The sequence below is a fragment of the Streptomyces sp. GLSS-08 genome, assembly GCF_056387915.1.
In genome coordinates this window covers 119,233-132,966 of the sequence record NZ_JBWJAQ010000011.1, presented here as the reverse complement: position 1 = coordinate 132,966, position 13,734 = coordinate 119,233, and the positions used below count along the sequence as shown (strand labels likewise).

The 13,734-nt window shown below is 71.8% G+C and carries 13 protein-coding genes and 1 tRNA gene; 10 read left to right on the top strand and 4 right to left on the bottom strand.

Annotation, left to right across the window (positions count from 1 at the left end; translation table 11 throughout):
• Positions 1-5 precede the first annotated feature (5 nt).
• From AC0ZLC_RS21025 to AC0ZLC_RS21005, 5 genes are all read left to right on the top strand, one after another.
• Entirely contained in the window at positions 6-1,592 is a 1,587-nt protein-coding gene (locus tag AC0ZLC_RS21025) for an NADH-quinone oxidoreductase subunit M (protein WP_476753486.1), read from the top strand.
• On the top strand, positions 1,589-3,088 hold the full coding sequence (locus AC0ZLC_RS21020; protein ID WP_476753485.1) for an NADH-quinone oxidoreductase subunit N: 1,500 nt from the start codon (positions 1,589-1,591) through the stop codon (positions 3,086-3,088). Before AC0ZLC_RS21025 ends, AC0ZLC_RS21020 begins: the two co-directional genes overlap by 4 nt.
• Positions 3,089-3,368: 280 nt before the next feature.
• Complete coding sequence (gene htpX, locus AC0ZLC_RS21015) at positions 3,369-4,232, top strand: zinc metalloprotease HtpX (RefSeq protein ID WP_476753484.1); 864 nt, start codon at positions 3,369-3,371, stop codon at positions 4,230-4,232.
• Complete coding sequence (locus tag AC0ZLC_RS21010) at positions 4,229-4,621, top strand: YccF domain-containing protein (RefSeq protein WP_358850924.1); 393 nt, start codon at positions 4,229-4,231, stop codon at positions 4,619-4,621. Before htpX ends, AC0ZLC_RS21010 begins: the two co-directional genes overlap by 4 nt.
• 184 nt (positions 4,622-4,805) lie before the next feature.
• The gene (locus AC0ZLC_RS21005) at positions 4,806-5,366 is read left to right on the top strand and encodes an SMI1/KNR4 family protein (RefSeq protein WP_476753483.1); all 561 of its coding nucleotides are present in this window, start codon (positions 4,806-4,808) and stop codon (positions 5,364-5,366) included.
• A gap of 18 nt (positions 5,367-5,384) precedes the next feature.
• Here AC0ZLC_RS21005 and AC0ZLC_RS21000 read toward each other — a convergent pair whose 3' ends face one another.
• A complete protein-coding gene (locus AC0ZLC_RS21000; protein ID WP_476753482.1) occupies positions 5,385-6,662 on the bottom strand; it encodes an APC family permease in 1,278 nt (425 codons plus the stop codon).
• A 163-nt stretch (positions 6,663-6,825) separates the two neighbouring features.
• On the opposite strand from AC0ZLC_RS21000, the gene AC0ZLC_RS20995 reads away from it, so the two are divergent.
• Positions 6,826-7,092: a GlsB/YeaQ/YmgE family stress response membrane protein gene (locus AC0ZLC_RS20995; protein ID WP_476753481.1), complete on the top strand. Its 267-nt coding sequence runs from the start codon at positions 6,826-6,828 to the stop codon at positions 7,090-7,092.
• An 82-nt stretch (positions 7,093-7,174) separates the two neighbouring features.
• On the opposite strand, the gene AC0ZLC_RS20990 is transcribed toward AC0ZLC_RS20995, so the two are convergent.
• Complete coding sequence (locus tag AC0ZLC_RS20990) at positions 7,175-7,663, bottom strand: YajQ family cyclic di-GMP-binding protein (RefSeq protein WP_355789823.1); 489 nt, start codon at positions 7,661-7,663, stop codon at positions 7,175-7,177.
• A 202-nt stretch (positions 7,664-7,865) separates the two neighbouring features.
• Between AC0ZLC_RS20990 and AC0ZLC_RS20985 the strand changes: the two genes are divergently transcribed.
• The 3 genes from AC0ZLC_RS20985 (at position 7,866) to AC0ZLC_RS20975 (ending at position 10,189) form a co-directional block, all read left to right on the top strand.
• A tRNA-Tyr gene (locus AC0ZLC_RS20985) sits at positions 7,866-7,947 on the top strand.
• Positions 7,948-8,151: 204 nt separating this feature from the next.
• A complete protein-coding gene (locus tag AC0ZLC_RS20980) occupies positions 8,152-8,364 on the top strand; it encodes a hypothetical protein (protein WP_476753480.1) in 213 nt (70 codons plus the stop codon).
• Between the two features lie 334 nt (positions 8,365-8,698).
• Positions 8,699-10,189, top strand: a complete 1,491-nt coding sequence (locus AC0ZLC_RS20975; protein ID WP_476753479.1) for an alpha/beta hydrolase family protein — start codon at positions 8,699-8,701, stop codon at positions 10,187-10,189.
• 45 nt (positions 10,190-10,234) lie between these two features.
• Here AC0ZLC_RS20975 and AC0ZLC_RS20970 read toward each other — a convergent pair whose 3' ends face one another.
• Positions 10,235-10,891, bottom strand: a complete 657-nt coding sequence (locus tag AC0ZLC_RS20970) for an NAD(P)H-binding protein (protein ID WP_476753478.1) — start codon at positions 10,889-10,891, stop codon at positions 10,235-10,237.
• A 184-nt stretch (positions 10,892-11,075) separates the two neighbouring features.
• On the opposite strand from AC0ZLC_RS20970, the gene AC0ZLC_RS20965 reads away from it, so the two are divergent.
• Positions 11,076-12,074 (top strand): hypothetical protein, encoded by a 999-nt coding sequence (locus AC0ZLC_RS20965; protein ID WP_476753477.1) that lies wholly within the window; start codon positions 11,076-11,078, stop codon positions 12,072-12,074.
• Positions 12,075-12,383: 309 nt separating this feature from the next.
• Here the strand turns inward: AC0ZLC_RS20965 and AC0ZLC_RS20960 are convergent, their stop codons facing one another.
• Positions 12,384-13,643 (bottom strand): amidohydrolase family protein, encoded by a 1,260-nt coding sequence (locus tag AC0ZLC_RS20960; RefSeq protein WP_476753476.1) that lies wholly within the window; start codon positions 13,641-13,643, stop codon positions 12,384-12,386.
• Positions 13,644-13,734 lie beyond the last annotated feature (91 nt).

Genomic DNA, 13,734 nt, shown 5'->3' with positions numbered 1-13,734 from the left:
CAGACGTGATCGATATCAGTGAATCCGTGATGCAGATCCTTCTCGCATTGATCGTCGTGGGCCCGCTCATCGGGGCCGCCACGGCTCTCCTGCCGGCCCCGCCCGGACTGAAGGGGAAGTCGCCCGAACAGGCCGTGCTGCGGCACGGCGTGCTGGTCACCGGTGTGGTCCTCATCGCCGCGATCGTCCTGGCAATGGGCTTCGACCACGACACCCCGGCCAAGGCCCAGCGGATGCAGGCCACGACGGACATCAGCTGGATCCCCGCACTCGACGTGCGCATCCACCTCGGCATCGACGGCATCTCCCTCCCCCTTCTCGTCCTGACCGCGCTGCTGACCTTCCTCTGCGCGCTGTACAGCTACTTCAAGATGCCCGCGGGCCCCACCCCGAAGGCCTTCGTCGCGCTCGTCCTCGTCCTCGAGTCCGGCACCCTCGCGACCTTCGCCGTCCTCGATCTGCTGCTGTTCTTCCTCGCGTTCGAGATGGTGCTCATCCCGATGTACTTCCTCATCGCCCGGTGGGGCGGTGCCGGACGGCAGGCCGCCGCCTGGAAGTTCATCCTCTACACGCTGCTCGGTTCCGTCGTCATGCTGCTCGGCCTGCTCCTGATCGGGATCAAGGCGGGCACATTCGACATGGTGGCACTCGCCACTGACAACGGCCGCGAGCTGACCACATCCGTGCAGGTCATCGCGGTTCTGGCGGTCGGGATCGGACTTGCCGTCAAGACGCCGATGTGGCCGCTCTACAGCTGGCTGCCCGACGCCCACACCGCCGCACCCACCGTCGGCTCGGTCCTGCTGGCGGGCGTACTGCTGAAGATGGGCACGTACGGATTCGTCCGCATCCTGCTCCCCGTCGCGCCCGACGGCATGCACACCTTCGCGCCCTGCCTCGCCGCCCTCGCGGTGGCCGGAATCATCTACGGATCGCTGGCCTGCCTCGCCCTCGCCAAGCAGGGCGCCAAGGGCGACCTCAAGCGCCTCATCGCGTACTCCTCCGTGGGCCACATGGGCTTCGTCCTGCTCGGCATCGCGACGATGACCCCCACCGGCGTGAACGGCGCGCTGTTCGCCAACGTCGCCCACGGCCTCATCACCGGCCTCCTGTTCTTCCTGGTCGGCGGCCTCAAGGACCGCACGGGCACCACCGACCTCGACACCCTCGCCCAGGAGACCGGCGCCGCCCTCTACGGCAAGGCACCCCGCCTCGGCGGCCTGCTCGCCTTCGGTGCCGTCGCCTCGCTCGGACTGCCCGGCCTCGCCGGGTTCTGGGGCGAGATGCTGGCGCTCTTCGGCGCGTTCAACCCCGCCGAAGGCCTCAGCCGTCCCGCCTTCCTCACCTTCATGGCGGTCGCCGCCTTCGGCACCCTGCTCACCGCCGCGTACATGCTCATCGTGGTCCGCCGTGTGTGCATGGGTGCCGCGCCCCAGCGGGACGCTCCGCGGCTCGCCGACGTCCAGAGCTACGAGTTCGCGGCCTGGGCCCCGCTCGTCGCCCTCACCGTCATCGCCGGACTCTGGCCGAGGGCCCTCCTCGGTCTGACCGACCCGGCCGTGCAGCAACTGCTCGCAGGAGGCACCCGATGAGCTCCCTGGTCCAGTCCGTCGACTGGCTCGCGATCGCGCCGCCCACCCTCGCCGCGGCCGTCGGACTCGTCGTGCTCGTCGCAGACCTCTTCGTCGGCGACGCCAGGAAGTCACTGCTCGGCTGGCTCTCGGTGGCCGGCCTCGCCGCGTCCGCGCTGCTCCTGCTGCCGCTCCTGGACGGGGACCGCGCCACCTTCTGCCTGACCGGCGACGCCGACGTGTGCAGCTACACCGCGGACCGGTTCACCCTCGTCATCCAGCTCCTGGTCCTCGGCGGAGCACTCCTCGCCGCCCTGCTCTCGGTGACCGCCCTGAAGGACGCCGACAAGGAACTCCCCGAGGGGGAGTACTGGTTCCTGCTGCTCTCCTCGGCCGCAGGCGCCGCCCTGCTGCCCGCCTCACGGGACCTCGCGACCCTCATCGTCGCCCTGGAAGTCGCCTCCCTGCCCGCCTTCGCCCTGGTCGGCATCAAACGCGGCGACCGCAAGTCCTCCGAGGCGGCCCTGAAGTTCTTCCTGTCCTCGGTCACGGCGACCGCCGTCAGCCTCATGGGCGTCAGCTTCGTCTACGCCACGACCGGCACCCTGTACCTGACAAAGATCGCGGACAGGATCCAGCACGTCGACGGGCAGTTCGCCACCCTCGCCCAGACCGGCGTCGTCCTCACCCTCATCGGCTTCGCCTTCAAGACGGCCGCGGTGCCCTTCCACTTCTGGGTGCCCGACACCTACGTGGGCGCGCCCCTGCCCATCGCCGCCTACCTGTCGGTCGTCGGCAAGGCGGTCGGCTTCTCAGGCCTGATCCTCGTCACCGTCGTCGCCTTCCCGTCGTACGCGGACATCTGGGGCCCCGCACTCGCGGCACTGGCCGCCCTGACCATGACCGTCGGCAACGTCGGCGCCCTGCGCCAGCGCACCACGCGCGCGTACAGCGCGGTCCGGCTGCTCGCCTGGTCCTCCGTCGGTCAGGCCGGCTACCTCCTGGTGCCGATCGCGGCGGCCGCCTACTCCAAGGACGCCGAGAAGGCCATCGGCTCCACCGTCGCGTACGCCCTGATGTACGCCGCCGTGAACCTGGGCGCCTTCGCCGTGGCCGCCCTCGTCGCCCGTACGAGCCCCCTGAACCGTGTCAGCGACTACCGAGGTCTGTATGCCGCCAGCCCCCTCTCGGCGCTGCTCCTCGGGTTCTTCCTGCTGTGCCTCGCGGGACTGCCACCGGGCATCATCGGCCTCTTCGCGAAGGTCACCGTCTTCTCGGCGGTCGTCGACGCCGGGCTCGGCTGGCTGGCCGTGGTCATGGCCGTCAACGTGGTGATCGCGCTCTTCTACTACCTCCAGTGGACGACGCTGCTCTTCCGCGCCCCCGAGGGCGAAACCGCCGAGCACCGGGTACCGGCCCCGCTCACCGCGGCCATCGCCCTCACGGCCGTCCTCGGGATCGCCCTCTCCGGAGCACCCCAAGTGGTCCTGCGCTTCTCGGACACCTCCCTCTTCTGACCGACCGCCCACCGGGGACCGCCTCCCGCCACGCGCGCGTGGACCCGCCTCCACGCCCACGTCCACACCCGTGCCCGGCGTACGCCCCTGAACGCCCCCACGCGCGCCTGCGCCGCCGCTCCCCGTCACCCGGTCGGCCCACGCCCACCATCCCGGGCACAAGGGAACTAGTGCCTCCCGCCTGGCGTTGACCAGTACGGGAGGGTCCACTGAGCAGTGGACGCACGCAGCAGCATCAGCAAGCAAGGGTTCCCCTGCCGCACCACTTGGAGGGCGTACCGTGCACCGCCGGCACAACGGGCTCAGGACCGCCGTCCTCCTCGGGGGACTGTCCGCACTCATCATCGTCATCGGCAGCTTCTTCGGGCGGGTGGGCCTGGTCGTCGCCCTCGTGATCGCCGTCGGCACCAACGCGTACGCGTACTGGAACAGCGACAAACTTGCGCTACGCGCGATGCGTGCCCGCCCGGTCAGCGAATTCGAGGCCCCGGCCCTCTACCGCATGGTCCGCGAACTCTCCACCGAGGCCCGCCAGCCCATGCCCCGCCTGTACATCTCGCCCACCGAGGCGCCGAACGCGTTCGCGACCGGCCGCAACCCACGCAACGCCGCCGTGTGCTGCACCGACGGCATTCTGCGGATCCTCGACGAGCGTGAACTGCGCGGCGTCATCGGCCACGAACTCAGTCACGTGTACAACCGCGACATCCTGATCTCGTCCGTCGCCGGCGCCCTCGCCTCCGTGATCATGTTCCTGGTGAACTTCGCCTGGCTGATCCCGGTCGGCCGCTCGAACGACGACGACGGCCCCGGACTCCTCGGCATGCTGCTGATCATGCTCCTCGGCCCGCTCGCCGCGTCCCTCATCCAGCTCGCCGTCAGCCGCTCCCGGGAGTACGAGGCGGACGCCTCCGGGTCCCGGCTCACCGGGGACCCGCTCGCCCTCGCGAGTGCCCTGCGCAAGCTCGACGCCGGCACCAAGCAGCTGCCGCTGCCCCCGGAGCCGCGCATCGAGACCGCCAGCCACATGATGATCGCGAATCCGTTCCGTCCGGGCCAGGGACTCTCCAAGATGTTCTCCACGCACCCGCCGATGGCGGAGCGCATCGCCCGGCTCGAGAAGATGGCAGGTCACCACCAGTGAAAACACTCCTGAACGTCATCTGGCTCGTCCTGAGCGGCTTCTGGCTGTTCCTCGGGTACCTGCTCGCGGGCGCGCTGCTCTGCCTCACCGTCATCGGCATCCCCTTCGGCATCGCCGCGTTCCGGATCGGCGTGTACGCCCTGTGGCCGTTCGGCTATACGACGGTGGAGCGCCGCGACGCGGGCGCCCCGTCCTGCGTGGGCAACGTGCTGTGGCTGGTCCTCGCCGGCTGGTGGCTCGCCCTCGCCCACATCGTGACCGGCATCGCCCTGTGCGTCACGATCATCGGCATCCCGTTCGGCATCGCCAACTTCAAGCTCCTGCCGGTGTCGCTGCTGCCGCTGGGACGCGAGATCGTCCGCTCGGACCAGCCGTTCGCGACGCGCTGACGCCCGACGCGCTGACGCCCGATTGCGGGGGTACGACCGGTTGTACTGCCGCACCGGGCGCCAAGGCGGGTCAGCCCGGCCGGAGTCGTCCCGCAACTGCCGTTGTCCACAGCCCCGAACGCGCCTCGCCCGCGGTTGTCCACAGGCCCGCCCGGCTGTCAGCGGCGCGTTGCATCATGAGCCCATGACCGAAATCGAGCAGCTGCTGGCACGGGTTGCCCAGCATGCCCGCGACACCCGCCCCTGGGGCTGGCCCTCGCTCCCCGAGCCCGTGGCCCCGTCCGCGATCGCCCGTGCGGAGTCCGCCCTGGGCTTCCCGCTGCCGGCGCTGCTCGCCGCGCTCTACCTGCGGATAGGCGACGGCGGATTCGGCCCGGAGTACGGCCTGTTGCCGCTGCTGGACAGTTCGCCGTCCGGCGAGCCCGCGGCCGTCCCGCAGTACGTCGCCAACCGAGCCGAGGGCGTCGAGGACCCCGACTGGCCCTGGCCCGAGGGTGTCCTGCCGATATCCCACTGGGGCTGCGGAATGTACGCCTGCGTGGACTGCCAGGACCCGGACGGCACGGTCCTGTTCTTCGAGCCGAACGCCGACCGTGCCGAAGACGCCTGGTACGTGGACTCGGCAAGCCTCGAGGACTGGCTGCGCGCCTGGCTGGACGGCACCGGCTGGTACGAAGAGGCGAGCGACGGCGCGGACATGGCGCCCTGGCCCGGCTTCCGCATACGCACGGCTCCGGCTCCCTGACCGGTCCGCACCCACGGACTATCGCGAGGCCGCCCACCGCCGGACTCCGTAGGCCGCGGCCCCCGCCACCAGCACGGCCGTTCCCACGACGACCGAGACACCCGGCAGCGCGAACGCCAGCGTCGCGCACCCGACGAGCCCCACCGCCGGCAGGACCCGCCGGGAGAGAGCCGAACCGAGCGTCCAGGCGGACGCGTTGGCGACCGCGTAGTACGCCAGCACCCCGAAGGAGGAGAAACCGATGGCACCCCGCACATCCACCGTCGCGGCCAGCGCCGCGACGACCGTACCCACGGCCAGTTCCGCCCGGTGCGGCACCTGGAAGCGCGGATGGACGACGGCCAGAGGACCCGGGAGGTGCCGGTCACGTGCCATGGCCAGCGCGGTGCGCGAGACGCCCAGTATCAGCGCGAGGAGCGACCCGAGCGCGGCCACGGCCGCACCCATCCGCACCACCGGCACGAGCCCCGGCACCCCCGCCGCCCGTACGGCATCGGCCAGTGGAGCGGAGGCCGAGCCCAGCCCGTCCGTACCGAGCACGGTCAGCACCGACACGGCCACGGCCACGTACACCACAAGCGCGATACCGAGCGCCAGCGGGACGGCGCGCGGGATCGTGCGCGCCGGATCCCGTACCTCCTCGCCGAGGGTCGCGATCCGCGCGTACCCGGCGAACGCGAAGAACAGCAGACCGGCCGCCTGAAGCACTCCGCCCATGCCGTCGGAGACCCCGACGTCCAGCCGCCCCGTGTCGGAGGCACCGGAGCCGAGACAGACGACCACCACGGAAGCGAGGACCGCGAGGACCACCGTCACGATCACCCGGGTCAGCCGGGCCGACTTCCGCACCCCGCCGTAGTTCACCGCGGTCAGCGCGACCACGGCGCCGACCGCCACCGCGTGCGCCTGCCCCGGCCAGACGTACGCGCCCACGGTGAGCGCCATCGCCGCACAGGAGGCCGTCTTCCCGACCACGAACGACCAGCCCGCGAGATAGCCCCAGAAGTCCCCGAGCCGCTCGCGTCCGTACACGTACGTGCCGCCCGAGGCGGGATAAAGGGCAGCCAGCCGAGCGGAGGACATCGCGTTGCAGTAGGCGACGACGGCCGCCACCGCCAGCCCGATCAGCAGCCCGGAGCCGGCCACCCGGGCGGCGGGGGCGAGCGCGGCGAAGATTCCGGCACCCACCATCGAGCCCAGACCGATGACGACCGCGTCCCCGACACCGAGGGTCCGCCGCAGCCCGGCACCGGCACCAACACCGGCACCCGGACCGTCGGCCCCCTGTCGTGTCATGACCCGCACCCTACTGATCAGTGCAACCGGCCGGCGCCGTGCAGGCGTCATCCCCGGCAACGGAACATCAACATGAGCGTGACCGGCGGCTCGGCCGCCGGAACACAGCCTGGCCGACGCAGGAACACAGTCCGGGCGCAGCGCGGAGAGGCAGGTTCAGGGCATGGGCATCATCAGCTGGATCATTCTGGGGCTGCTGGCCGGGGCCATCGCCAAGTTCCTGCTGCCGGGACGCGACCCGGGCGGTTTCGTCGGGACGACCCTCATCGGCGTCGCGGGCGCCTTCATCGGCGGCTGGATATCCGCCCGCTGGCTGGACCACCCGATCACCAAGGACTTCTACGACGGCGCCACCTGGGCCGCCGCGATCGGCGGCTCGTTCGTCCTGCTGGTGGTCTACCGGATCCTGTTCGGGGACTCACGGCGCTGAGCGCGCACCCCTGACCCGCGGCCGGAGGCAGGAAGGGTGGGCACCGGGGCGCCCACCCTTGCTCGTACCCGCGCCGAATCCTCTACCGGTAGTTCACGAACTGCAGCGCGAAGTCGAAGTCCTTGCCCTTGAGCAGCGCCTGCACGGCCTGCAGGTCGTCCCGGCTCTTCGAGCTGACGCGCAGCTCGTCGCCCTGCACCTGAGCCTTCACGCCCTTCGGGCCCTCGTCACGAATGATCTTCGCGACCTTCTTCGCGTTCTCCTGGGAGATGCCCTCCTCGATGGACGCGAAGATCTTGTACTCCTTGCCGGAGAGCTGGGGCTCACCGGCGTCCAGCGACTTCAGCGAGATCCCGCGCTTGATCAGCTTGGTCTCGAACACATCGAGGATGGCCTTGACCCGCTCCTCGGAGTTCGCCTCCATGAGGATCTTCTCGCCGGACCAGGAGATGGAGGCGCCCACGTTCTTGAAGTCGTAGCGCTGCGAGATCTCCTTGGCGGCCTGGTTGAGGGCGTTGTCGACCTCCTGCCGCTCGACCTTCGAGACGATGTCGAAACTGGAGTCGGCCATGTCCTGTGGCTCCTTGTATCGGGGTGCGTGAGGGCGGCAGCAGAACCGGCATCAGCCCCGCGCCGCATCCGCATAAGCCTAGCCACCCGCTCCCCGCGGAGTACTGATCAATCGGGTGGCGAAGCACCCCCGGGCATCGGGTATCGTTTACGTCGTTGCCACGGAGCACCGCCGAAAAGCGGTCCTCACGGCAGCAAACCCCGGCGGTGTGCCCGAGCGGCCAAAGGGAGCAGACTGTAAATCTGCCGGCTTAGCCTTCCCAGGTTCGAATCCTGGCGCCGCCACACGGGAACCAAGGGCCCGTGACCTGCCTCACAGCAGGTCACGGGCCCTTGGTCATGCGCCGGGAAGACCGGCGTGCCGCCCCGCGCTGTGGCGTGGTGGGCGGAGCCCGGTGTGACCTCAAATCCCCGATGGGACGCCGGGACCCGCAGCTGCCCGGCCGGTCCCGCCGCCCGGTCCGTCGGCCGCCGGGCACACTGGACAGCATGTCGTCCCGCCGCAGAAAGTGTCCCGAGTGCCGTCGTGAGATCGCCGTCGTCGCGGGCCGGTTCGCGCGGCACGACCCGGCCGGAGCCCGGGGGAGCGGTGAGCTCGTGTCGTGCCCCGGGTCACGCAGACCGGCGGAACTCGGCGCGGCCCAGCCCACGCTCGACGGGTACGTCGTGCCCGGGTTCCCCGGTCAGCTGCCCCTCTTCTGACCGTCCGTCGAGGCGGCGGGCCCGGTGCTGGGGATCTTCTGACTTGTCCGTCGAGGCGGCGGGCCCGGTGCGGGGGATCTTCCGACCCGTCCGTCGAGCGGCGGCCCCGGTGCCGGGGACCCGCCCCCTGTCGGCGGCGTCCTGGGCGGGCCGAGCTGCCGGCGCCGGGCCTGTGTGAGGCGGTGATCAGACGGTCGCCTTCGCTCCCCTCGGCGGCGGGCGGAACCCGTGGGCGTGGACGCGGGGGAGCAGTGGGCCCTGGGTGCGACTCCGGTCGTACTGGCGACATGCCCCGGATGCGACTCCGGTTGCACACGATCGCGACCCTGGACCGATGCAACAGCGCCTACCCCGCGCCGAGGATGGCCGGGTGACCGAGATCATCACGGGACTGCACATGTCCCCCCTGGAACTCCTTGCCTTGCCGGGTGCCGTCGCGCTGGTGCTGGCGCGTTGGCTTCCTCCCGCCGCCCGTCCACTCGTCACGATCGCGGCGGGAGCGGTCTTCGTGCTGTCCGCGGTCGTGCTGAGCGCGGTGGGGATCCGCTGGCAGATGCTGCCGGTACTGGCAGGCGCTGCCCTCGCGTTGCCGTTCGCCGTGTCTCCGCTGCTGCGACGACGTACGGGCCGGCCGACGAGGCGGGCCCGCTGGTGGCTGGCGTTGCCGGGATCGCTGGTCTGCGTCGGCCTGATCAGCGCAGGCCCGGCGGCCGCCTGGGCCTTTCCCGTACCCGTGTTCCCCGAGCCGTCGGGCCACTTCGCGGTCGGCACGCGCGTGACGCAGTGGACCGACCCGCACCGCCCCGAGACGGCCACTGTTGAACGCGGAGACCGGCGCACGGTCGTGGTCCAGCTCTGGTACCCCGCGCGGCGGAGTCCCGCGGGCGCGCAACGGGCCCAGTACCTCGGGCGCACAGAGCACGAGGCGCGCATCGTCTCCGAGGCGCTCGCACGCTACATCGGCCTGCCCGGCTTCCTGGTCGACGGCGTCCCGCGCGCCCACACCCATGCGGTCTTCGACGCCCCCGTGGCCGGCGGGGGCGGAAGGTTCCCGGTCGTGCTGTTCTCCCCCGGCCTCGGGGGAGTGCGCACCCAGAACACGGCCTGGGCGGAGGAACTGGCCAGCCACGGCTATGTGGTCGCCGCCCTGGACCATCCGTACGATTCGGCCGCCGTCGTCCTCACCGACGGCCGGACGATCACCACCAGGATCGCCTCCGCCGGTGACCCGGACGAAGACGAGAAGCGGTCCGCCGAGACGTCGGGGATACGGGCCGCCGACCTCAGCTTCGTCCTCACCCAGCTGGGCCGTCTGGACCGAGGTGAGATCGCGGGTTCTCTGACCGGACGCCTGGACACCGGCCGGGTCGCGGCGACCGGCCACTCCATGGGTGGCGGTGCCGCCCTGCAGGCCGCCCGCCAGGACCACAGGTTCGACGCCGTCATCGATCTGGACGGCTACCCCCACGACCCCGCCCCGGGCTCCTTCGACCAGCCGGTGCTCGCGCTGACCCAGGCCATCACCCAGGAGACCGACCCGCGTTACCTGCCTCGCCTCGGCAAGGTCCTCAAGCTCAGCACCGCGACGAGCTACCGGCTCACCATCCCCGGCGCCGCACACATCACCTTCATGGACGGCCCCCTCTACCTGCCCCCGGTGCCCTCACTGGTCGGGTCCCTGGGCCGCACCGAGAGCCCGCGTGTCGTCGCCGCGGCCTCTCTCGCCTTCCTGGACTCCACGCTGCGTCACCGACCGGGCGACGTGACCGGCGCTCTGTCCGCCTACGGCGACCTGAGCGTCCATCGCCCGGGAGGCGGCCGCTGACCGGCCGCCCCGCCACACCAGGCCGGGGGCACAGGTTCCGCGGCCCTAGTTCCCGGCCACCGACTTCACCGCCACCGAGACCGGTGCCGACCCGCTGATCAGCTCCAGGGTGAGGCCGGCCGTCGCCGGGGTGTCCACCAGCTCCGCCAGCACCGCCGCGACATCCTCACGGGGGACCGAACCGCGCCCGGTGGAGGCCTCCAGGCGGACGAGGCCCGTCCCCGCGTCGTCCGTCAGGGCGCCGGGACGCAGGATCGTCCAGTCCAGGGACTCCCGGCCGCGTACGTACTCGTCGGCCTCGCCCTTGGCGCGCAGGTACGCGTCGAAGATCTCGTGGCCCTGGTGCGCGGCATCCGCGCCCATGGACGAGACGACGACGTGCCGCCGTACACCCGCCAGCTCCGCCGCGTCCGCGAACAGGACCGCCGCGGCCCGGTCCACTGTGTCCTTGCGGGCGACGCTGCTGCCCGGACCGGCGCCCGCCGCGAAGACGGCCGCGTCCGCGCCCCGCAGGTGCCCGGCGACCTCCTCGACCGAGGCCGTCTCCAGATCGCACAGGATCGGCTCGGCACCGGCCTCCCGCAGATCGTCGCCCTGCTCCGCGCGGCGGATGATGCCCGCCGCCTCGTCGCCGCGCGCGGCGAGCAGGCGCTCCAGCCGCAGCGCGATCTGACCGTGACCTCCAGCAATGACAATGCGCATGATTCCGACCGTACGCCCGGCCGGGCGGGTTCGCCGCACAACCCTGTGGACGACTTGCGAGTCATAGCGGTGATCACTGCGAATCAGAGGTCGCTGTCCACGCCGTACGACGCCCCGGGGGCCGTGCGGCGACGTGCGGCCTCGTTAGGAGACCCCCATCACCGCCCTACGCAAGACCGTCACCGTGGCCGGCTGTGCCGCCGTCCTGTTCGCCACGGCGGCCGCCTGTGGCACGGTCGAGAACCTCACCGCCGGACAGAACGTCGACCACGCCGTCGACCGGCTCGGCGAACAGAAGTCGCTCGCCTTCGGCTTGAGCCTGGACGCGACCCCCGAGGCGCTGGCCTCGCTGGCGGGTGACACCGATCCGGGCGAGGAGATGCCCGAGGAGTTCACCGACTTGATCGCCGGGCTGCACGTCGACGTCTCGGTCAAGTCCCGCAGGAAGCTCGCGGATTCGGGAGAGAAGGATCTCCTCGGTACGAGCGTCAGGGTCGCGGGTGCCAAGGGCGTCCTCGTCGAGTACCGGGTCGTCGGCGACTTCATGTACTACCGCGCCGACATGAAGGCCCTCGGCGACGCGATGGGCTTCCCCTTCCCGACCGCCGACGAACTCCCGGAAGAGGAGAAGGGGTTCAAGAAGATCCTGGAAGGCGAGTGGGCCAAGGTCGACGCCCGCCAGCTCGAGAAGCCGGGCAGGGGCACGAAGGGGTCCCGCGACGAGGTCGACGCAAAGACCCAGCAGAAGGTCATGAAGGCCGTCCGCGGAGTCATCACGGACGAAGTGACCTTCCGCAACGAGGGCGGCAGCGACGGTGCCGAACACGTCGTCGCCAAGGCCGGCTTCCGCGACCTGCTCACCGGACTCTTCGACAGGCTCCGTCCGCTGCAGGGGGACCTCCCGGCGGGTGCCGAACTCCCCACGGCCAAGGACCTCAAGGACGCCCCGGACAAGAAGGTCGCCGTCGACTTCAAGCTGAAGGACGGTGACCTCGAACAGGTCAAGGTCGACCTGGCCGTCCTCGCCGACAAGCCGAACGGCACGAAGCTGCCCCTGGTCCTGAAGTTCAGCGAGGCGGGCGACGTGAGTGCCCCGAAGGGTGCCACGGAGCTCCCCGCGGACGAACTCCAGGGCCCCGGCAGCCCCTTCGCCGGCGGCATGCTGGGCGGCGGCATGCTCTGACCCGCCCGCCGGCCGGCTTCGAACGCCGATCCGGCGCACCGGCAGGGGCGGGGACCGCTACGACGGTCCTCCCCGCCCCTGCCGGGGGGACCGCTGCGACGGCCCTCCCCGCCCCTGCCGGGGAGACCGCTGCGACGGCCCTCCCCGCCCCTGCCGGGGAGACCGCTGCGACGGCCCTCCCCGCCCCTGCCGGGGAGACCGCTACGACGGCCCTCCCCGCCCCCGCCGGGGAGACCGCTACGACGGCCCTCCCCGCCCCTGCCGGGGAGACCGCTACGACGGCCCTCCCCGCCCCCGCCGGGGAGACCGCTACGACGGCTCCCCCCGCCCCTGCCGGGGCAGATCCAGCGCCGCCGTCACGGCCGAACCGCAGTACTCCCGCACCGCACTCGTCCGCGCCACCACGCGCCCGCCGTGTACGACGATCCGGCTGTACGCCAGCGACAGCGCCCCGGCGAGCCGGTCCCCGCGCACCGCGAGCAGCTCCGCGGGGAAACCGGCCTCCACGCGCACCTCGGGCAGGCCGAGGGCGGCCCTGGCGGCGGAACTGACCGTGCCGTAGGCGTCCTCGGGCCGTAGCCCGTAGCGCGAGGCGAGCAGGTACGCCGCCTCCAGCGGGTCTCCCCGGCCCACCGGGTTCGAGACGTCGCGCAGGGCGCCGCTGCCCGCCGCAACCCGCACACCGGCCGAGCGCAGCAGCCGTACCGGAGCCGTCCCGGGCCGGTCGACACCGCCACAGCCGCCCTGCGGGACGCACACCACCGTCACTCCGGCCGCCGCGAGCTGGTCCGCCGCACGCGCCGCCACCTCGCTGGGCAGCCGCCCGAGGCCGCCGCACGGACCGAGGGTCACTCCGGGGCGCAGGCCGCCCGCCATCACCGCCAGGCGGGCCAGCCGGGCCGGATCGGCGCCGTCCGTGTGCAGGTCGACCGGACAGCCGTGCTCCGAGGCGATCTCCAGCACCGCCTCCACGTACCCCGTCGGGTCCGGGTCCGTGTCCGGGCAGCCGCCCACCGCCGAAGCGCCCATCTTCACCGCGTCCCGCAGCATCGCGAGACCGTCGGCCCCGGCCACCCCGGTCAGCAGCCGGGGCATCGCGACCGTCGACAGCTCGGTGAGACCGCGCAGCGTTCGGCGTGCCCGGAGCACCGCCGTCAGCGCGCCGAGTCCCTGCACGGCACCGACGTGCACGTGCGAGCGCAACGCCGTCGCGCCGTGCCCGAGTTGGAGCAGCGCCGCCTCGGTGGCCCGGCGCTGGATTTGCTCGGAGCCGGACGGGACCGGTCCGTCCTCGTCGGCCGTGAACGCCGTGTCGCCGTGCGCGTGCGCCTCGGCGGGGGCCGGCAGCAGCAGGTAGCCGTCGAGGTCCACACGCGTGCCGTGGGCGGGACTTCCGCCCGGGGCGAGGCTTCCCGCGGTGCCGACGGCCTCGATGCGGCCGCCGACGAGCCGCACGTCCACGGTCCTGCCGTCGGTGAGCCGAGCTCCGCACAGCAGCAGGGCGGCAGCGTCCGCATGTCCCGAGGAGGACGAGGACGAGGGGGGCGGCTGCGGCTGGCTGTCGTGCATCGCGCTCCTGGTGGCTCGGGGACGTCTGCGCGGCAGGGACGCAAGGTCACGCAGAGTGAGTCGAGCCTAGGGTCGTGACCCGCCGGTATCC

Coding starts and splice junctions, on each gene's coding strand:
- AC0ZLC_RS20980 (WP_476753480.1), top strand. CDS start 8,152: ATGTCGTCCCGCCGCAGAAAGTGTCCCGAGTGCCGTCGTGAGATCGCC.
- AC0ZLC_RS21000 (WP_476753482.1), bottom strand. CDS start 6,662: ATGACACGACAGGGGGCCGACGGTCCGGGTGCCGGTGTTGGTGCCGGT.
- AC0ZLC_RS20970 (WP_476753478.1), bottom strand. CDS start 10,891: ATGCGCATTGTCATTGCTGGAGGTCACGGTCAGATCGCGCTGCGGCTG.
- AC0ZLC_RS21005 (WP_476753483.1), top strand. CDS start 4,806: ATGACCGAAATCGAGCAGCTGCTGGCACGGGTTGCCCAGCATGCCCGC.
- AC0ZLC_RS21020 (WP_476753485.1), top strand. CDS start 1,589: ATGAGCTCCCTGGTCCAGTCCGTCGACTGGCTCGCGATCGCGCCGCCC.
- AC0ZLC_RS20960 (WP_476753476.1), bottom strand. CDS start 13,643: ATGCACGACAGCCAGCCGCAGCCGCCCCCCTCGTCCTCGTCCTCCTCG.
- AC0ZLC_RS20995 (WP_476753481.1), top strand. CDS start 6,826: ATGGGCATCATCAGCTGGATCATTCTGGGGCTGCTGGCCGGGGCCATC.
- AC0ZLC_RS20975 (WP_476753479.1), top strand. CDS start 8,699: ATGCAACAGCGCCTACCCCGCGCCGAGGATGGCCGGGTGACCGAGATC.
- AC0ZLC_RS20990 (WP_355789823.1), bottom strand. CDS start 7,663: ATGGCCGACTCCAGTTTCGACATCGTCTCGAAGGTCGAGCGGCAGGAG.